Origin of the sequence: Streptomyces sp. DvalAA-43 (assembly GCF_900091725.1) — a bacterium.
In the GTDB taxonomy this organism is placed as follows: Bacteria; Actinomycetota; Actinomycetes; order Streptomycetales; family Streptomycetaceae; genus Streptomyces; species Streptomyces pulveraceus.
The window spans coordinates 107004-124954 of record NZ_FMBW01000071.1 but is presented as its reverse complement, the minus strand read 5'-3'; the positions used below and the strand labels follow the sequence as shown (position 1 = coordinate 124954).

General features: G+C 68.3%; 10 protein-coding genes and 1 tRNA gene. 6 read left to right on the top strand and 5 right to left on the bottom strand.

Annotated features, from left to right (window positions below; translation table 11 throughout):
- The first annotated feature begins 214 nt into the window (after nucleotides 1-214).
- The 3 genes from GA0115234_RS28785 to GA0115234_RS28775 all read left to right on the top strand — a co-directional run bounded on the left by GA0115234_RS28785 (nucleotide 215) and on the right by GA0115234_RS28775 (nucleotide 3352).
- Nucleotides 215-1420 carry a DNA polymerase III subunit delta' gene (locus GA0115234_RS28785; protein WP_093547541.1) on the top strand — a complete coding sequence of 402 codons (1206 nt, stop codon included), beginning with the start codon at nucleotides 215-217 and terminating at the stop codon, nucleotides 1418-1420.
- Nucleotides 1421-1600: 180 nt separating this feature from the next.
- Nucleotides 1601-3145 (top strand): alpha/beta hydrolase, encoded by a 1545-nt coding sequence (locus GA0115234_RS28780; protein WP_093547539.1) that lies wholly within the window; start codon nucleotides 1601-1603, stop codon nucleotides 3143-3145.
- 130 nt (nucleotides 3146-3275) lie between these two features.
- Nucleotides 3276-3352, top strand: a tRNA-Thr gene (locus GA0115234_RS28775).
- Nucleotides 3353-4058: 706 nt separating this feature from the next.
- Here GA0115234_RS28775 and GA0115234_RS28770 read toward each other — a convergent pair.
- From GA0115234_RS28770 to GA0115234_RS28755, 4 genes are all read right to left on the bottom strand, one after another.
- Complete coding sequence (locus GA0115234_RS28770; RefSeq protein ID WP_093547537.1) at nucleotides 4059-4661, bottom strand: hypothetical protein; 603 nt, start codon at nucleotides 4659-4661, stop codon at nucleotides 4059-4061.
- Nucleotides 4662-4667: 6 nt separating this feature from the next.
- Nucleotides 4668-6341 carry a DEAD/DEAH box helicase family protein gene (locus tag GA0115234_RS28765; RefSeq protein WP_256088841.1) on the bottom strand — a complete coding sequence of 558 codons (1674 nt, stop codon included), beginning with the start codon at nucleotides 6339-6341 and terminating at the stop codon, nucleotides 4668-4670.
- A gap of 4 nt (nucleotides 6342-6345) precedes the next feature.
- On the bottom strand, nucleotides 6346-8751 hold the full coding sequence (locus GA0115234_RS28760; RefSeq protein WP_093547535.1) for an ATP-binding protein: 2406 nt from the start codon (nucleotides 8749-8751) through the stop codon (nucleotides 6346-6348).
- Between the two features lie 625 nt (nucleotides 8752-9376).
- Complete coding sequence (locus GA0115234_RS28755) at nucleotides 9377-10030, bottom strand: Eco29kI family restriction endonuclease (RefSeq protein WP_093547533.1); 654 nt, start codon at nucleotides 10028-10030, stop codon at nucleotides 9377-9379.
- A 214-nt stretch (nucleotides 10031-10244) separates the two neighbouring features.
- Here GA0115234_RS28755 and GA0115234_RS28750 point away from each other — a divergent pair, with 214 nt between their 5' ends.
- Together GA0115234_RS28750 and GA0115234_RS28745 are read left to right on the top strand one after the other, a co-directional pair.
- Nucleotides 10245-11615 (top strand): DNA cytosine methyltransferase, encoded by a 1371-nt coding sequence (locus GA0115234_RS28750; protein ID WP_093547531.1) that lies wholly within the window; start codon nucleotides 10245-10247, stop codon nucleotides 11613-11615.
- Nucleotides 11616-11619: 4 nt separating this feature from the next.
- Nucleotides 11620-12420, top strand: a complete 801-nt coding sequence (locus GA0115234_RS28745) for a very short patch repair endonuclease (RefSeq protein ID WP_093547529.1) — start codon at nucleotides 11620-11622, stop codon at nucleotides 12418-12420.
- Nucleotides 12421-12483: 63 nt separating this feature from the next.
- On the opposite strand, the gene GA0115234_RS28740 is transcribed toward GA0115234_RS28745, so the two are convergent.
- Nucleotides 12484-13359, bottom strand: coding sequence for a hypothetical protein (locus GA0115234_RS28740; RefSeq protein ID WP_093547527.1), 876 nt, complete (start codon nucleotides 13357-13359; stop codon nucleotides 12484-12486).
- Between the two features lie 109 nt (nucleotides 13360-13468).
- On the opposite strand from GA0115234_RS28740, the gene GA0115234_RS28735 reads away from it, so the two are divergent.
- On the top strand, nucleotides 13469-17932 hold the full coding sequence (locus tag GA0115234_RS28735) for an AAA family ATPase (protein ID WP_093547525.1): 4464 nt from the start codon (nucleotides 13469-13471) through the stop codon (nucleotides 17930-17932).
- Nucleotides 17933-17951 lie beyond the last annotated feature (19 nt).

The window sequence follows — 17951 nt, the reverse complement described above, 5'->3', positions numbered from 1 at the left end:
CCCGGCAGTCGGGCCGGTCCGGGCCAGGCCACGACCGGCAGCTCGACAGCCTTGTTGCCGGGATTGTCAGACCCGTCCCCCACAATGGGAGTCGGATCGAGGAAGCCGGATCAGCAGCCAGTAGCTAGTGGCCAGTAGCCAGTGACATCGGAGCTGCGCGGCGGCACCGTACGACGGCCGCGCGGCGCGCACACCACCGGAAGGGCGGTGACTCATGACCGTATGGGACGACCTGGTCGGCCAGGACCGGGTGCAGGAGCAGCTCGGCGCCGCCGCCCGGGACGCCGATGCGCTGGTCACCGCCCACTCCGCGGGCGAGCCGGTCCCGACGGGGTCGAAGATGACCCATGCCTGGCTGTTCACGGGGCCGCCGGGCTCCGGCCGTTCCACCGCCGCCCGTGCCTTCGCCGCCGCCCTCCAGTGCACCAGCCCCGACCGCGCCCTGGGCGGCGCACCCGGCTGCGGATTCTGCGACGGCTGCCACACCAGCCTCATCGGCACCCACGCCGACGTCGAGGTGGTCCGTACGGATCTGCTCTCCATCGGTGTGAAGGAGACCCGCGAGCTGGTTCGCCGCGCCCAGCTCTCCCCGGCCGTCGGCCGCTGGCAGGTCATCGTCCTGGAGGACGCCGACCGCCTCACCGAAGGCGCGGGGAACGTACTGCTGAAGGCGGTCGAGGAGCCCGCGCCCCGCACGGTGTGGCTGCTCTGCGCGCCCTCCCTCGAAGACGTGCTGCCCACCATCCGCTCCCGCTGCCGCCACCTCACGCTGCGCACGCCCCCGGTGGACGCGGTCGCCGACGTCCTGATCCGGCGTGACGGCATCGATCCGGAGCGGGCCGCGTCCGCCGCACGGGCCACCCAGGGCCACATCGGCAGGGCCCGCCGCCTCGCGACCGACGAGCGGGCCCGCTCGCGCCGCGCCGCCGTGCTCAAGCTCCCGTTGCGGGTGGAGGACATCGGGGGTTGCCTCAAGGCCGCCCAGGAGCTGATCGACACCGCCACCGATGACGCCAAGCAGGTCTCCGAGGAGGTCGACGTCAAGGAGACGGAGGAGATGAAGGCCGCGCTCGGTGCCGCCGCCGGGGGACGGCTGCCGCGTGGTACCGCCGGGGTGATGAAGGAGCTGGAGGACAGGCAGAAACGCCGCAAGACGCGTACGCAGCGCGACAGCCTCGATCTCGCGCTCACCGACCTGACCGGCTTCTACCGTGATGTGCTGGCCATCCAGCTGGGCTCGGGGATCGCCATCGCCAATGCCGACGCACAGGACGCCCTCGACCGCATCGCCCGTTCGTCCACGCCCGAGCGTACCCTTCGCCGGATAGAGGCGGTGATCGCCTGCCGTCGGGCGCTGGACCGCAACGTGGCGCCGCTGCTCGCGGTGGAGGCGATGACGATGGCGCTGCGCGCGGGCTGACACGACCCGTTCCGGGCCGGCCCGTCTTCGGCCGGTCCGTTCCTGGTTCGTCCGTTCGTGGCCGGTCACCCGCGCTCGACCCGCGCCCGACCCGTTCACGATCGCTCATTCATGATCGTTCATTCACCCGTATGGGGAGCGAATCGGGGCGAACCATGGCATGGCGACTACGCTCCGGGCATGGACACCAGGCGCTCGCTCCACATCCTCGCCACCACGCTCGGAACCGCCGGCCTGCTCATCTCCGGCTGTACCAGCGGCAGTTCGACGAACACGTCGTCGTCCGCGTCCTCCGCCGCGTCCGCACCGGCCGTCCCCGCAGGGCTCAAGCCGTACTACGCGCAGCAACTGAAGTGGCGGGACTGCGGTGTCGAGGGGTTCCAGTGCACGACGATGAAGGCGCCACTGGACTACAAGAAACCGGACGGCACCAAGATCAACCTGGCCGTCTCCCGCAAGAAGGCCACCGGCCCCGGCAAGCGGATCGGCTCCCTCCTGGTGAACCCGGGCGGGCCCGGCGGCTCGGCCGTCGAATACCTCCAGAGCTACGCGGCGCTCGGCTACCCGGCCCAGGTCCGCGCCCGCTACGACATGGTCGCCGTCGACCCTCGCGGAGTGGCCCGCAGCGAGCCCGTCGTCTGCCTCACCGGTCCGCAGATGGACAGCTACACCGAGGTCGACCAGACCCCGGACGACACCCGCGAGGTCACCGAGCTGACCGATGCGTTCAAGGAGCTCGCCGACGGCTGCGAGAAGCACTCCGGCGAGATCCTGCCCCATGTCTCCACCGTCGAGACCGCCCGCGACATGGACATGCTGCGATCCCTGCTCGGCGACGAGAAGCTGAACTACGTCGGGGCGTCGTACGGCACCTTCCTCGGCGCGACGTACGCCGGCCTCTTCCCCGCCCGGGTCGGCCGGCTGGTCCTCGACGGTGCGATGGACCCGTCGCTCGACGCCCTCACCCTGAACCGCGACCAGACCGCCGGTTTCGAGACCGGGTTCCAGGCCTTCGCCGCCGACTGCGTGAAGAAGAAGAACTGCCCGCTCGGCACCACCTCGACCGCCGATGCCGCCGCCCGCATGAAGCGGCTCTTCACCGACCTCGACGCCCGGCCGATCGCCACCGGCGAATCCCGCAGGCTCACCGAATCCCTGGCCACCACGGGGGTCATCGCCGCCATGTACGACGAGTCGGCCTGGCCCCAGCTCCGCGAGGCCCTCGCCGCCGCGCAGAAGGGCGACGGCTCCGGCCTGCTCGCCCTGTCGGACAGCTACTACGAACGCCGGCCGAACGGCACGTACGCCAACCTCATGTTCGCCAACGCGGCCGTGAACTGCCTGGACCAGCCGCCCGCCTTCGCCGACGCCAAGGCCGCCGCCCGTGCCGTTCCCAGCTTCGAGAAGGCGTCCCCGGTCTTCGGCAAGTCCTTCGCCTGGGCCGCCCTGAACTGCGCCGACTGGCCGGTCCCGCCCACGGGCCACCCCCACCGCATCGAGGCGAAGGGTGCGGCCCCGATCGTCGTGGTCGGCACGACCCGTGACCCGGCCACCCCGTACAAGTGGGCCCAGTCCCTGGCCGGCCAGCTCTCCTCCGGCACCCTCCTCACCTACCGGGGCGACGGCCACACGGCGTACGGCCGCGGCAGCGAGTGCATCGACACGGCGATCAACACCTACCTCCTGGAGGGCACCCCACCGACCAAGGACGAGAAGTGCTCCTGACCACCCGGCCTCCCCACCTACCTCCCCACTGACCTGCGAAAACGGCGCGGAACGAGGCTGGTACGGAGCACCCCCGGAAACTGTGTAGACTTGGCGACGCTGCTGATCGCACCATAGTGCGACAGGGCGTGCCGCCTTAGCTCAGTTGGCCAGAGCAACGCACTCGTAATGCGTAGGTCTCGGGTTCGAATCCCGAAGGCGGCTCCAAGGTAAACCGCAGGCCAGACCTCTGGCCTGCGGTTTCTTCGTTTTCTTGACCTTGGAATGCGGGCCAGTCGAGCACCTTGGGCCTACGCATTGCAATGCGTAGGCCCAAGGTCGGCAGCCCGTGGTGATTTCTTCTTGTAAGTCTGTGACCCGGCCTTTTGCTGCTTCCTGCGGCTTCACCTCGACCAGTTTGGGGCGGTGCGGTGGCCATTTGGTGGCCGAGCGTGCGGCCACCGTGCTGAACGGCTCCTGGCCAGCCGTGTAAGCAGAGGTGCACTGGGCGGCGGTTGTTGTGGGATCTCTACGATCGCGCTCGTGCAGTCCGCTACAAGGTTCCTCAAGTAGTGACAATCGATCCGATCCCGACAGTCGTCGGCGTCAGCGGTGCAGCCTTGGGGCCCCGTGGTTCGAGCGGCGGACTGGGCACGCAGTTTCTGCTCGATGCGGACGAGTCGGTGAATACGGGCCGGGTCTCCTAAACAGCACCCTGGCGTTCAACTTCACCGACGCCGATACCTGCCGAGCGCTTGGCAAGAGCCAGGATTCGCGCCGTCCTCGGTAGGAGTGTCCAGGGACGTTCGCCCTGAGTCGGCGGCCTCGGAGCCCTTCTCCTTGAGCCTGCGATGGGACCGCTGTCGGCGCCTTCCTGTGCTTGATCAGCGCACGTGTCCTGCTCGCCAGCGCGGTGAAGCACTGCCGAGAAAGGTCAGTATGGAGAGACGCGCGTCAGCCTCAGTGTGGTGTGTATCAGCTCAAGCCCTGCTACCCCTGCGACATGGCGCTGCCTTGCCTGCTCCCCTTCGCTGAGTCGCTGCCCTTGAGTCAGCCCGATGATGAGGAGAGGCTCAGGGCGATCGTCCACCTTGGCGTTGATGCCGGCCCAGACGAGGTCCTGGAGGTTCTGAGGTGGTGCCCACATCATGAGCCGCTCGTCGGAGCCGGGCCCCTTGACGACACACTGGGTGGGCTTGATCCCTAGCGTGTCGAGGTTGGCGCGCCAGTCCAGGCCGAGAACCTGCTGGGCGATCTGATCGGCCGTCGGGTAACGGCGGGAAGCGTACTTCGCGTTGGGGCCGATGCCGTTGCGGACCCGGGGTAGTTCCTTCACCGGCCCGTCCTTGATCCACACCCGGACCTTCTCCCGGGGAATGAACCGGGCCAGCTTGTCACCGATCAATGGGTCATTGACCCATCGTTCGTAACACCGTGAGCGCTCACGTGAGGACAACCCGTCCCAGTCGAGCTCCTCGATCTGGCGGTAGACCTCGGAGAGGACCTCCCCCCGGATCTCCTCGTCGATCTCGCTCATCCGGGTTTAACCTCCAAAAACGGCGGGGTTGGGGAACTGCAAACGACTCTCGTCGAGCGCGGTCTCCAGGCTGGCCGCGTCCTTGATCCATTCACGCATCAGGCTCTCGGCGCGCTGGTCCGCGAACTCGAAGCTGGTGCCGCGCTGCGTCAGCCGCAGGATTTCCAGCTCGTCCTCCGCGACCTGTTGGCGAATGTTCATGATGGCCGCGACGCGACGGATGTCGCTGACGAAGTCCAGAACCTCCACGTGCGTCTTCCCGGTGCGCAACCTCAAGCCTCTCCCAAGCTGTTGCACGAAGATCCTACGGCTGTGCGTGACTCGCGCGAAGCAGAGGATGTTGACGTCTGGAACGTCGACTCCCTCGTTAAGGATGTCGACCGCCGTGAGGATCGGCGTCTGCCCGCTGCGGAAGCGCATCAGCCGCGCCTGCCGCTCGCGCCGGTCCAGTCGGGCGTGGACCGCGAGCGCTCCGCGCCACTGGGGGACTTCTCCGAGCAGGGCGGCCATCTGCTCGGCGTGCTCGACGGTGCGGCAGAACACGATCGCACGCGGCTGGGGTGTTCGCTCCCAGACGGCCATGAGTTGTTCGCGGACGGCCTCGTCCCGTTCGGGTAGGAAGAGGCGAGCGTTCAGGTCCTTGATTGAGTAGCTGTGCTCGCTGGCTGAGCGGACGAAGTCCCAGTCGATGCTGTCGGCGTAGAGCCTGTACCGCACTTCGGACAGGTAGCCGAGTCGCATGCCGTCCTCAATGCCGAGAGTGAAGCTCGGCTCGCCGAACCGATGGCGAATGTCGAAGCGGTCGCCCCGCCACGGCGTCGCCGTCACTCCGAATTGGCGGCTGGCAGAGAGGACGTCGAGCAGCTCGGCGAGCTGCCCGTCCTCGGCCACGTGGTGGGCCTCATCGACCATCACCAGAGCGGGCCTGTAGCCGGCCCGCGCGTAACCGAGGCCACTCGCCACAGTGGCGCACGTCACCCCTCGCAGGTCGTCGGGGCGGTGATCTCCGGTCAGGAGTTGCGTGCGGACGTCCTTGGGCAGGTGCTGCCAGAGCGCGCGTTCCAGCTGGTCCACCAGGTCCTTGGCCGGGGCGACGACCAGGACCTTGTCGCGGGGATTCTGACTGAGATGATGAGCGATCACCTCGCCGCCGACCACCGTCTTCCCCAGGCCGGTGGCCAGCACGAGCAGCGCGCGGTCCGAGCTGTCGAGGTCGGCGAGGACGGCCTGGAGCGCCTGCTCCTGGTAAGCCCGCAGGGTATGGGGCGGAAGGCGCCGGGCAGCGAACCCGTCGTCCGCGTACAAGTCCATGAGTTCGTGACCAGACCACAGCTCCACGCGCATCCCGGCTGCCGCGAGACTCTCGCGGCGCTTGCGGGTGGTAGGTCCGAAGCGGCTGTTCGTCACGACTACGGCGTGGTCCGCGCCGTAGTAAGCCTTGGCGTGGAGCACCTCGTCGATCGCGCCGGACGGCACGGCCGCCCCCGCTTTCCACTTCGCTTGGAAGACCCAGCGCTTTCCCTCCCGGAGCGCGAGGATGTCCCCTCCTTGGTCGTAGGACCCGTCGATGTTGACCACGTCGGTGAAACCCAGGTGGAGCGCGAGGCGCTCCACCTGGCGAGTGAATCCCGACGGCCCAAGGGCGCGAAGGAAATCCGGGGCCATGAAGGAGGTCGTCACAGATTCACTCCGAGCGGACGATGTTGTGGTCGAGCATGTCGAAGGTGATCCTGGCCAGCGCCAGCTCCAGCCGGGTCTTCGTCCCCGGTTCGGCCAGGAACTCACTCACGACCTCAAGCGGTCGCACAGCTTGCGCGACCTGGCGGTCCTTGATCTCGTTGTCCGACCAGCCGACCCAGGAGGTCTTGAACACCGCGCCGTCGAGGAAATCGCCCGGGAAAACTCGTACGAGCGCCGCGATGCCGGCCGTGTCGAGGTACGCCACGAACGCGCCCTCCTTGACCACCGTCGGCCAGTCGAGGGAGGCGTCGGCCCGACCCGCTTCACGCTCGGCGCGGAGGCGAGCGTCCTCAGGGAGGGCAGCCCACAACTCGGCTGCCTTCAGCGGGACGATCGGCTCCATCAGGCCCTGGACTCGGCCGGTCATGGCCTCGGCCCTCTCACGCAGCGCGGACTCGGTGACCCGCTGGTCCGGAAACTGCCGGGTGACGTCAGCGAGGACCGCCGTCACCTTCTGCCCATCGGGTTCGAAGGCGTGTAGCGTCTGCGCGATCTCCACCAGCGCGTAGTCGCGCGGGTCGCGCCCGTACTCCCGGAACACCGGGTGCTCGCTGTAGACGTAGACCTCCAGGCTGGTTCCGCGCCCCATCCGGGCTAGGGAAGGAACCTGACGTTCCTGATCATCAAGGAGGGGCACGTGGGTATCAAAGACCGTCACGATCCGCCGCCCCAAGCGAGGAAGGCTCACCTCGCCCGCGAGGTCGAACAGCCGGGTCGAGTCAGCACGGTACCGGGCGAACCGCTGCTCCTCCGTCTCCACCGGCTGTGGCTCGGGCTCAGCCACGGGAGGGACGGGCTGCGCCTCACTGTCGGCATCCGTCTGGCCCCCAGCGCCCAGAGGAGTCAAGCCTGTGCGCCCGGACAACGAGCCGCGAGGCCCTGTGGCGCCGGGGGACGGCCTCGGTGCTCGGCCACCGTTATCGCGAGCCTCGTCGTGGGCGAGTACGGCCGTGAACCAGATCTCGTCCGAGAGGTACTCGGCCTGGCCAGCGTGGAACTTCGCGCCCCAGTCGCGGGCCGCCTCGTGCGTCGCCTTGCTTCCGTCGCCAGGGATGAGGCAATCCGTGCCGGGGCGGTTCTCCTGATACCCCTTGAAGATCTCGCCGAGGTGGGAGGTGTTTGGCGGGTAGCCAAGCGCGGCGGCCTTCTTCGGGCGCATCGGGCCCTCACCTCGCAGGGCTGTCACCGCGTACCGCCACTCGCGGCTCTCACGGTTGAAGTCCAGCTTCTGATAGCCCACCGGAACATGGTCGAGGTGGATCTCGCCTACGATGCGTCCCTGGTTGGCCGGAACCTCCACCGGGTACTCCGGGACGAGGGTGCCGTCGTCCGGGTTCTCCCACGAGAACAAAGAGCGGTCCCCGACCCGGATCTTCCTGCCGTTGCGAAGGAAGTCGATGCCGAAGTCGCTCTCGTGAAGGTACCGCTGGACGCCGATCCAGCCGTGGATACGTCGCTCGCGCAGCTGCAGGTCTTCGCTCTCGCACTGAACGCAACGGTCGAACTCGAGGTCCGGGTTCTGCCAGTGACCACAGTCCATGCAGGCGAGGGCGGGCGCCAGACGGACGTCCACGGGTTTGATCGCCGGGATCTCGCGGCCCTGCCTGGTGACTGTTCGTGATGCCGACCATACGCAGGGGAGCCGGGGCGACACGTTCTTGCCGTTGACCTTGAGCTTGAAGCCGCGCCCAGCCATGGGGCCGTCGGGGACTCCGGGCACGGGGTTCTCACTACGGAGCAGGTAGGAGTACACGCGTCCGAGGTCGGCGCGGATCGCCGCGTGCCGACGGGGGCGCTTGAGGTCTTCGGCGATCTCGTCCCGGAGGCGGCGGACGACGACCTCCGTGCCGTGCAGCGCGGGATCGTCCTTCGGCTCACGGCGAAGAGGCGACTTGTAGCTGTCGTTGCGGGCGAGCCGTCGCAGGTCGATCTCCACAACCAGCCAGTCGGGGTCTCCCGCGCGGGTCGTCCGTACCTGGGTCAGATTCCCAAGCCGCGCGGTGGCGATGTTGAAGCCCATGCCGAACAGCCCCAGGCTGCCGTAGCGGCGCTTGCCGCTGTAGCCGGCTCGGAGCGCGTTCTGGAGCATTTCGCGGCTCATGCCGCGGCCGTTGTCGATCACACTGACGAAGAGGTCCTCGTCGGTCGGCTTCGGAAGGGTGATCCATACCTCCCGGGGCTCCCCGCGCGTGAGGTCCGGGTCGGTCAGGAAGTCGTCGAAAGAGTTGTCGATCAGCTCGGCCATGCACTGCCAGGGCTTGTAGGGGATGTCCCCCAACGCCTCCAGCAACTGCGGCGAGGGCGTGAGGTCGATCTCCTCAAGAGGCGCCCGCTCGGCGTCGGTCGACAAAGTGCTCCTCCTCGATAGAACCGCCAGCGTGGTCCAGCGGGTATCTGTCAGCTCAACAGAGACTTACACCACGGCACTGACATTCGGGGACGGTTCCCCTTCTTGATCCGGGCAGCCAGAGGGAGCGCGGTGGCGATGAGGCGCCTCGTCCACCGGGGAGCCGAGGACAAGCCCTCACCACCATGGCGACCGCTGGGCCGCGCATCGTGTCTGGTGAGCCGGGTTCGATTTAGTGCCCACCTCATGAGGCGCATCCAGCACCAAGCGCCTGGTCAGCGGTCCGGTGATCACGCGAACGGCGTTGCCGAGCCTCGAATTCGCGGCACTGGTAGGGCCCCTTGACAGGGGAGAGAACCCGGGGCGGAGGCGCCGCTCGACCCGGGGCCTCTTGCTGCCACGCCTGAGGGGCGTTGGGGGGCCTCGTACGGGCCGCGTCAGCCCGAGGCCGCGGCTGGGGCACCCCGCAGATGGTGCGGAGCCAGTCTGGGGACAGCAGCCAGATACAGGCGCAAAGGCGGCACGAGCTGGGCGACCTTCTCTGCGGCGTCGCGGGCGAGATCATCCAGGGCGGCCTCGTGGCTCGGAGCCCATCTCAACCGTTGATCACCGCCGAAGAGTGCCCCTCTCAGGGGGCGTCGAGGTCCAGGAACGTCTCGGTGCTCGGGTGCAACCACGGAAGAGCGTCGTATCCGTCGACCCGCCGCTCGATGTGTGCCTTGACCTCCGAGACGAGGGCTTCGACGTCATGGACGACGCCCCCGTGGGTGCGTCGGCGTCCATCGTGCACTGTGTCCCACTTACTCTTCCGGCTCTGCCGGGTCGTCGCCCCCTGCTCCTTGCTGCCGAACCCGGTGAGGATGCTGTTCCACACCGGCTGGTAGCCGACGCGTAGGCCGTTCTCACCCAGATTCGCGTGTACGTCCGGCAGCAGCAGCGCCCGGAAGCGGAACTCATCGATGGGGAGGCCGCCTTCGATGATCGAGATTCGGTGCTGTTTGAGGCGGCTGTGGAGAGGAAACCGCTCCCGGACCCTTGCCCCGGTGGCGCTGTTGCTGGTGGCTTGCCCTACGTACACGGGGATCTGAAGGCCCGCCAGAGGCAGGTACAGGGCTACGGTGACCCCACGGTAGTAGAGCGCGTACAGCCCGGATCCTTCGAATCTAGGGATCTCCGTAGTCATGGAAACCAAGGGCTGGCGCTCGAAGGTCTCGCAGACGGTGTTCGCGATTTTCTCGGTCGACAGCGGGTCGAACGATGCGGGCGTGTACTCGGAGGGCATGGCTTCCTGATCTACAAGGGCGTGTCTGTGGCGGCGGGGCCGTCGCTGCTCTGGCGTGGCTGTGAACTGAGCTCGCAGCCTTCAGCGCCGAAAGACAATCGCCCTGCTCTTTGTGGTGATGGATCACCACGAACCCTATGGTCTTGCTCACTCTCTAGCGACTCATTCGAGTGAAACGGCCCCATGATCACCAACTCCGCGGTATAGTTCTCGGATGGTTGACCAGCCTAAAAAGACGAAAAAGCCACGGACTAGCGTCGAGCTGTTCGCAGGCGGGGGCGGCCTTGCCATGGCGGTCCACCAGGCGGGCTTCCGCCCGCTCCTGTTCAACGAGTTCAACAAGCGCGCGTGCGAGACGCTCGTGGCGAGCGCCCGGAAGACGCTGGGCGTGGACGGGATCGAGCGCGCCGAGGATACGAAGCCCGAGCCCCCCAGGCCGGGGCGGCCCGCGCCGCTCTACCCTGGGGACGTCCGGGACCTTGACATGACGGCGTTCCAGGGGAAGGTGGATGTCCTGGCCGGCGGCCCGCCGTGCCAGCCATTCAGCGCCGGCGGCGTCGCCAAGGGCGACGAGGACAAGCGCAACATGTTCCCGGCCATGTTCAAGGCCGTCCGTGAGATCCGGCCCAAGGCTGTCATCTGCGAGAACGTCCGCGGTCTGCGGCGGCCCTCGTTCGCGGACTACTTCCAGTACATCCAGAACGAACTGACGCTCCCCTTCGAGAAGCGGGACGACGAGGTCAGCTGGGAATCGCACAATGAGCACCTGAAGGGCATCATCGGCGGGCTCTCCGAGAACGACACCGATCCCGACCACTACAAGGTCGTGATGGTGCCGGTGAACGCGGCGGACTACGGGGTGCCCCAGATCCGTAACCGCATCGTGCTCGTGGCTTTCCGCGCCGATATTCCGGTCGATATCGAAGCATTCGAGAAGTACGTCAACACGCCTCAGTTCTCGGACACGGCCCTGTGGCGCTCGATGCTCGACGAGGACGGGCCGTACTGGCGGCGCCACTCGGACGTGCCTCCGCAAGCGAAAGAACGGGCGCGTGCGTGGGCTCGGGCCAAGCTGCCGAAGCCGACCAAGGAAGAAGACCCCAAGATCAGGCCATGGCGCACGCTGCGTGACGCCATACAGGGCTACGGCACCGATGCCAAACTCCCGGCGCTCCCGCCGGTGGAGCTCAGCCGCCTCGACGAGAAGTTCGACTTCGGAAAGGGGATCGACGTCGTCGACCACATCGGCTGGCCGGGCGCGCGTATTTACCAGGGGCACACACCGAACGAGCTCGACAAGCCCGCCAAGACAGTCAAGGCCGGCGTACACGGCGTGCCCGGTGGAGAGTCCGTGGTGCTGCTCGACAGCGGCTACGCGGACCGCGCATCACCGGACGGATGGACGCATCATCACCGCTACATGACGGTTCGGGAGGCAGCTCGGGTGATGACATTCCCCGATGAATGGCTGGGCTCCGGCCCCCGCGGAGAGCAGATGCGCCAGCTCGGCAATGCCGTCCCAGTCGTTATGGGTGAGTTCTTCGCCAACGCCGTCGCAGACGCGCTCTCAGCGGCTGGACACTGAGGTCATGCAGGAGCACGGGGTCGGGGGGCACTGGAAAGAACAACTCCCCCCGGAGCGGGCGTACAAGCGGCGTGCTGGTGCCGTGGCACCAGCGGTGGAGCAGGACCGTGCGGCCGGAGGACGCGCCCGACGCAATGTCGCGCTAGGGGACGGCCGCTTCGCGCGCGCTTCGATCAGCTTGCGGTTGTACCGGCGGACGCGGCGCATCCGCGCGTATCTGCGCTGGTCGAAGGATGGCAAGACTCACGAGAGGTACGTCTGCGAGGTTGAGCACGCGTCCAGAGGCGAGAATCTGGCGGAGGCGTGGCAACGCGCAAAGGACAGAGGACTGTTGGCGCTGGAGACACTCCCGCCGGAGTCGACTGCCTCCTCGCCTGCGGTCCGGGCTGTCATGAGTGCCAACCGTGGCAAGGACACTGGACCCGAGTTGGCTTTGCGGAGGCTCCTCTTTAAGCGCGGACTGCGCTATCGAGTCAACGCCAGGCCGCTCGTTGAGATCCGCCGCAAGGCGGACTTGGTCTTTCCCGGTGACCGCGTCGCGGTTTTCGTGGATGGCTGCTTCTGGCATGGCTGCCCCGACCACTATCGTCCGGCCGTCAAGAACGCGGACTTCTGGCGCCAGAAGATCGACGGCAACCGAGCCAGGGACGCTGAGACCAACGAGAAGTTGCTCGCAGCGGGGTGGAGGGTGATCCGAGTCTGGGAGCACGAAGATCCGGCCCGGGCCGCAGGCGAGATTGAGCAACTGCTCCGGCGGTCGCGAGCCTCCGGAGCCCGGCGGGACGCTACAGCGGCCGGTCGTTGAGCAGGTCTGTGATTGCGCCCTCCAGACGGCGGGCGCGGTCCCCGGGTGAAGGATGGCGCCTGTTCAGGCAATACCTGCCTTGGCAATGGCCTCGGCGAGCGCTGGCTTGTCGAGGTAGCGGTGGACGTCGTGGGAGGGCGGGAACGCGCCGTTGTTCACCTCGATGTCTGTGACACCTACCGCGAGGTGGGACAGGCCGACGCATCCGGTCACGAAGTCCTTCGAGGCGTACAGGTTCGTCCACTCCACGCCGACGGGGACCGTGAGCCGCTCGCCCTCCGAGTGGATGCCCTTGCGGCCGGCCAGCCAGCCCAGCGGGGATCCGCACGTCACCAGCATGGTCACGTACGGGGCCTCACCGCGACTGAGCATGTCGTAGACCACCACACTGCCCAGGGAGTGGGCGACGACCATGCGCGCGCCCGTCTCGGTCAGGGCCTCGGCGACCGCTGCACGTACGAGGACGGCCGTCTCCTCCTTGTGCAGGTAGGTGTGGGCCTCGCGGACGAACCACAGGAGGCGGCCCGTCACTCCCTTGCCCATCTTCCGGTCCACGGCCTGGATCCGGCGCACGATCCGGGTTGTGAGTGGGCCTTCCCCGAGGGTCAGGCCCGCCTCGGGCGATTCCTCCTCAACGGCGGAGGGAGCGTAGGCGGCCAGTGCCCTGAGGATGAAGTCCTCTTCCTCCTCATCGATGGGCCTGTCATCCGACAGGAGCCCCGCCCCCGGGCCGCCGAGTCGTACATGCCGGGTGGGTGTCTGCGGGAAAACTTCTTGGTAAGACGGGACGGTGACCACGGCCCCGACCTCAGCCCCGCTGGCCGGAGCAGCAGCTAGCGTCTCGTCGATCGTCGCCTGCCAGCTGGCACTCAACCCTGCCGTCGTCGCGTCCGAGCCCTGCTTGATTCCGTGCACCCCGACGATCTGTAGCGCGCCCATGCTTCCCCCGTTCGCCGTCCTCTGACTGCCAGTTGGCTGATCGTAGCCAGCGTCCGCGACGGTCCGTACAGCCCGGGTTAGGCTGACGTCGCCGAGCGGGGGGAACGGATTGAGCGCGGAAGAACTGGACGGCATCGTCCGCAGGCGGCTGGTTGTCATCGCAGTCGACGGCTACGAGGACGGGCAAGAAGGCTTCAAAGAGGGCATCGCCGCCCAGGTGGAACGGATCACCGGGTGGCTGGCGGATCCTGAACTCGGGGACGACCGGCGCTTCGAGGTGGTGCGGGCGGAATACTCGCTGCGGTCCGTGGACGATCTGCGCGCCTTCCTACACGGCCAGAACCTGGCAGCGGCCAGCTACAAGGAAGCCGTCGTCGTCTACATCACCGGCCACGGGATGCGCCGCCTCGCGCAGCGCCACTACCTGATGCTTCCGAAGACGGAAAAAGAACGGCTGCTGGCGACCGCGTTCCCCACGAGTGAGCTCATTAGCGCGGTCCTGGACAGCCAGTCCGAGCACGTCATGGTGCTCGTCGACTCGTGCCACTCCGGTACCCTCCGCGCCGAGCTCGGCAGCCTGTTCCAGGACCTGTCCGATGAACGCCACAGACACAAGGGAACCGCCGTCATCACCGCCGGCGACCACTTCGAGAAGCCTCTGGTGGGCTCCTTCACCCGGCGCGTCGCCCTGGCCTGCGAGCGGATGCGGGACGAGGCCTCCGGCTACACCAGCTCCCACCTGTCGTTCGCGGAGTGGGAGCAGCTCCTGCACCAGGTGGGCCTGAACGAAGAGGGCGTGGAGAAGGAGCTGGTCAGCGCCGAGTGGATCGTGCCTCACTCGCCGGGCCGCGCCCGGAGCGCCTGCCTGCCCAACCCGCGCTACAAGCCGTTGGAGAGTGCGACGAGTCCGGCGCTGCGTCAGCTCATGCTGGGTTCCGGCTCGCTGGAGGAGTTCTGGCTGGAGCGGGCCTCGGGACGGGCCGGGGCTGACGATCCCGGATGGTACTTCAGCGGGCGGGCCGAGCCGATGGCGCGCGTGGTCGACTTCGTCCGCGAGGGCGCTGGTGTTCTCGTGGTGACCGGAGCCGCAGGCTCGGGAAAGTCGGCTCTCCTGGCGCGGCTGGTGACCCTGGCCGACGCGGGCTTCGAGGCCGACCCGAAGTACACGGCCGTGATGGCGAGCATCCCGGACAGGTTGCGACCGGGCCCCGGCGCCGTCGACGTCGCCGTCCTGGCCCGGAACAAAACCGCGCGGGTGGTGGTCGAAGAGCTGCTCTCCGCGCTCGGCGGCGCTCCCGACGGCCGCGAACTCCCCTTGCAGACCCTGCTACGTCTGCTGGCCGAGCGGTCTTCCTCCGGCGCCGCCAGCCCCGTCAATGTCGTCATCGACGCACTGGACGAGGCCGAGGACCCGCTCGCCTGCGTAGGCGACCTCATCGTCCCGCTGTCCCGGCTGACCACCGCCGACGGCACCGAACGGGCCGTCCGCCTCGTGATCGGCGTCCGCAGCTCCCCCACCACCTTGTACTCGTCCGGAACGGCCCTGCACGACGAATGGGCCGACCATCTGCTCCGAAAGCTGGCCGACGCACTGCGCACGGAGGACGCGGCCGTACAGATTCTGCGCACTGACGGCCCCGACTGCTCCGCTGACATCGCCGTCTACACCGCCACCCTGCTGTGCGCCCCGCAGTCCAGCCCGTATCACGGGGCGCCGGAGGCCGCCGAGGCGGCAGCACGCCACATCGCGGAAGCGGTCGCGCCTTCCTTCCTCGACGCCCGGATCGCCGCCGACCAGCTGAGGACGGCTGTGGTCCGCCAGAACCTCGACGAGGCGGGCTGGCTGAGGCGCCTCGCCGACGGCACCACCGGCCTCCTGCGCGAGGATGTTCAGGCGGTAGCCACCGCTACGGGAGTCAGCGCCGGCCTGCTGGTCACCGCGTTGCGCGCGACGGCTTTCGCACCGGGGGCCGGACTGCCGTGGGCGGAGGTCTGGCCTGCCGTCACGGCCGCGCTGGCCTCCGCAGCGTACGGTCCGGGCTACGCTGACCTTGACGCGGCCGACCACGTGATCCGCACGCTCCGATCCGGCCGTCTCACCGGCTACCTCGCCACCGCCGAAGAGGATGCCCGTATCGTCTACCGCCCCGTGCACCAGCGGCTGACCGACCTACTGCTGACCGGCCACGACTGGCGTCCGGCCCCAGCGGCGACTGTGGACGGGCCTCGCACGCACACGGCGGCGCAGGTCGCCATCACTCGCGCCCTCGCAGGGCTGGTGGAGCGCGCCCGGCCGCACCTGGCGCATCCGTACGTCCGCAGGCACTTCCTGCACCACGCGGCAGCCGGCGGCCTCCTGACCGACCGTGAGGTGCCGTTGGATCTCCTCGCCCAGGAGACCTCCGGGACCCTGCGTGCCCGCCTCGCGCTGCCCCTTCCCGCCGGGGATCCTGAGCGGCGGAACCTGACGGCGGCGGCCCTGATCGAGCCGTACGCCGATGCCAGCACCGACAACGCCTCGCGTTTGGGCAGCATCGCCTTCCACCGCGGCGTACGGGGACCCGGCGGGACGGACGAAATGTGGGCCAGCACCCTGGGCGGCCTGCCCGTGAGGCCGGCTTGGGGGCGGTGGGCAGCGCGCGTGAACGTACTGGCGCCCGCGCCGGGGCAGACGAACGCCCTATGTGTGGTGCCGACGCTGGACGGGCGCCAGCTGGTCGCCGTCGCGGCAGAGGCCGGTGGTGTCCGGATCTGGGATGCCAGGACGGGCCAACATGTCGCGGACCTGGACACGGGGCCGGTGCACCGCCTACGCACCATCCTGGCGACCGGCGGGCGCACCTTCCTGGTCACGCTGGGGCAGCATGATGTGTGGATCTACGACCCGGTCTCCGGGCAGCCCATCGCGCAGACGCCGCTTCCCCGCACCCATGACGTGCATGTCCTGGCAGATGGTCCCGCGTTGTGGAGGCTGTGCGTCCTGACCAGCCGCGGTGCCTTCGTGTGGAGGCCGCGCGCGAACAAGCTGTTCGAGGCTCCCGGGTTCCCGCACGACATCACCCGGGAGTACGACCGCGGACGGGCGTCTTTCCTCCGGCTGACGGCGGTGGTCCGCCGGAGGAGCGGCGAGGCCCTGGTCGCCGTCTGCTGCGAGGACGGAATCCGTCTGTGGGACCCGGTGTCGGGCATGACAGTGGGGCCTTCCTTCGGAGGCGGTCAGGTGTCGGGCGTGGTGGGTGTCGCCCGGCCGGACAACGCTGACGACGACCTGCTGATCGCCGAGTCCCCCAATCCCCTGGTACCCCTGCAAGTGTGGAACCCCTTCACCGCTCAGCCGGTGGCGCGTACCCGGGAAGGCGGCAGCACGGCGGTGGCGGGACCCGAAGGGACGGCATTCGCCTACGTCGCACGCGGCCGCCTCGTGCTGCAGGGCGTCGGCACGGATTCAGCCCGTTCGTTCGATGCTGACATCAAGTCCGTGGACGCCCTCGCGGTCCTTGAAGATCCCGCCGGTCCGCGAGTAGTGTCGGCTGGTCCGCAGGGCATCAGGATCTGGGATCCTGGCTTCGACGGGCCGCTCTACGAGGACGGGTTGACGGAGTCGGTGTACCGGGGACCCTCGTTGGAGCAGCACCGGCGGCGTGCACCCACGTGGTCCGTGTGCAGGTCGCTTCTGTCCGCCACCGGTGGAGATGTCCTCGTCCTCGCCACCCGAAGCGGGCTCGACGTCCACAGCGCCACGACGGGAACACTGCTGAAGCGCATCGGGACCGGGCTCGTCAGTCAGGTCCTGCCGCTCGTCCCCGCTGGGACACGAGTGGCAGTCAGCGACCCGAAGGGCGACCTGTCCATTTGGGATCTCATCTCGGGACAGATGGTGATGACGAGTCGGAAGGATCTGTCCCGGTCCATCCTGTCCTCATGCGTCGCCTGGACGGCCGCAGGCCTGCCGATGTCCGTTTCCATGGGTGCCACGGGCCACATCAGAGACCTCACATCAGTTGTCCTGGACCCCGAGGCCGAGCAGTCCACCGCGAGTACGGTCCCGCTCAGCGCCGAAATCGGCGAATCCCCCGTCCAGCTGCTGGGAGCCCTGCCTCCCTCGTCCTCCGGCGATGTCGTCGTCGTGGCGGGCGTCGGCCAGGAGGTCGTGCTCATCGAAGTGGCATCGGGACGCCGTACCGGTGCGCTGCCGCGCTGGGACCACAGAGGGGGGCACGGCAGCGTCTTGTACATCCTGCAGGGCGATGGCGACCCGCTCCTGGTGATGTCGAACGGGACACACATCGGTGTCTGGGACGTGGCCACCCGGACCCGGATCACCGCCTGGGAGTCCCAGGACACCTTCGCCCTGACCGGCCTGCCCGCACCCGACGACCGCACGCTGCTCGTCTCAGGAGGCGCCAGCGGTGTCCGGATCTGGGACCCGAGGACGGGCCACCTCGTCCACACCGTCCTGACCGGCGCCCCGGTCCACGGCATCGCCATGGGCGAAGGGCCCTCGGGCATCGTGCTCCACCTGTACGGCCCTGCGGGCCTGGCGACCCTGTCGGTCGACGTCAGGCTTCTGTGACGGGCCGTTGACTGGATGC

What these genes read in the sequence shown, in the direction of transcription:
- GA0115234_RS28740 (WP_093547527.1), bottom strand. Translation starts at nt 13,359, where the DNA reads ATGGGCGCGCTACAGATCGTCGGGGTGCACGGAATCAAGCAGGGCTCG.
- GA0115234_RS28745 (WP_093547529.1), top strand. Translation starts at nt 11,620, where the DNA reads ATGCAGGAGCACGGGGTCGGGGGGCACTGGAAAGAACAACTCCCCCCG.
- GA0115234_RS28755 (WP_093547533.1), bottom strand. Translation starts at nt 10,030, where the DNA reads ATGCCCTCCGAGTACACGCCCGCATCGTTCGACCCGCTGTCGACCGAG.
- GA0115234_RS28780 (WP_093547539.1), top strand. Translation starts at nt 1,601, where the DNA reads ATGGACACCAGGCGCTCGCTCCACATCCTCGCCACCACGCTCGGAACC.
- GA0115234_RS28750 (WP_093547531.1), top strand. Translation starts at nt 10,245, where the DNA reads ATGGTTGACCAGCCTAAAAAGACGAAAAAGCCACGGACTAGCGTCGAG.
- GA0115234_RS28785 (WP_093547541.1), top strand. Translation starts at nt 215, where the DNA reads ATGACCGTATGGGACGACCTGGTCGGCCAGGACCGGGTGCAGGAGCAG.
- GA0115234_RS28770 (WP_093547537.1), bottom strand. Translation starts at nt 4,661, where the DNA reads ATGAGCGAGATCGACGAGGAGATCCGGGGGGAGGTCCTCTCCGAGGTC.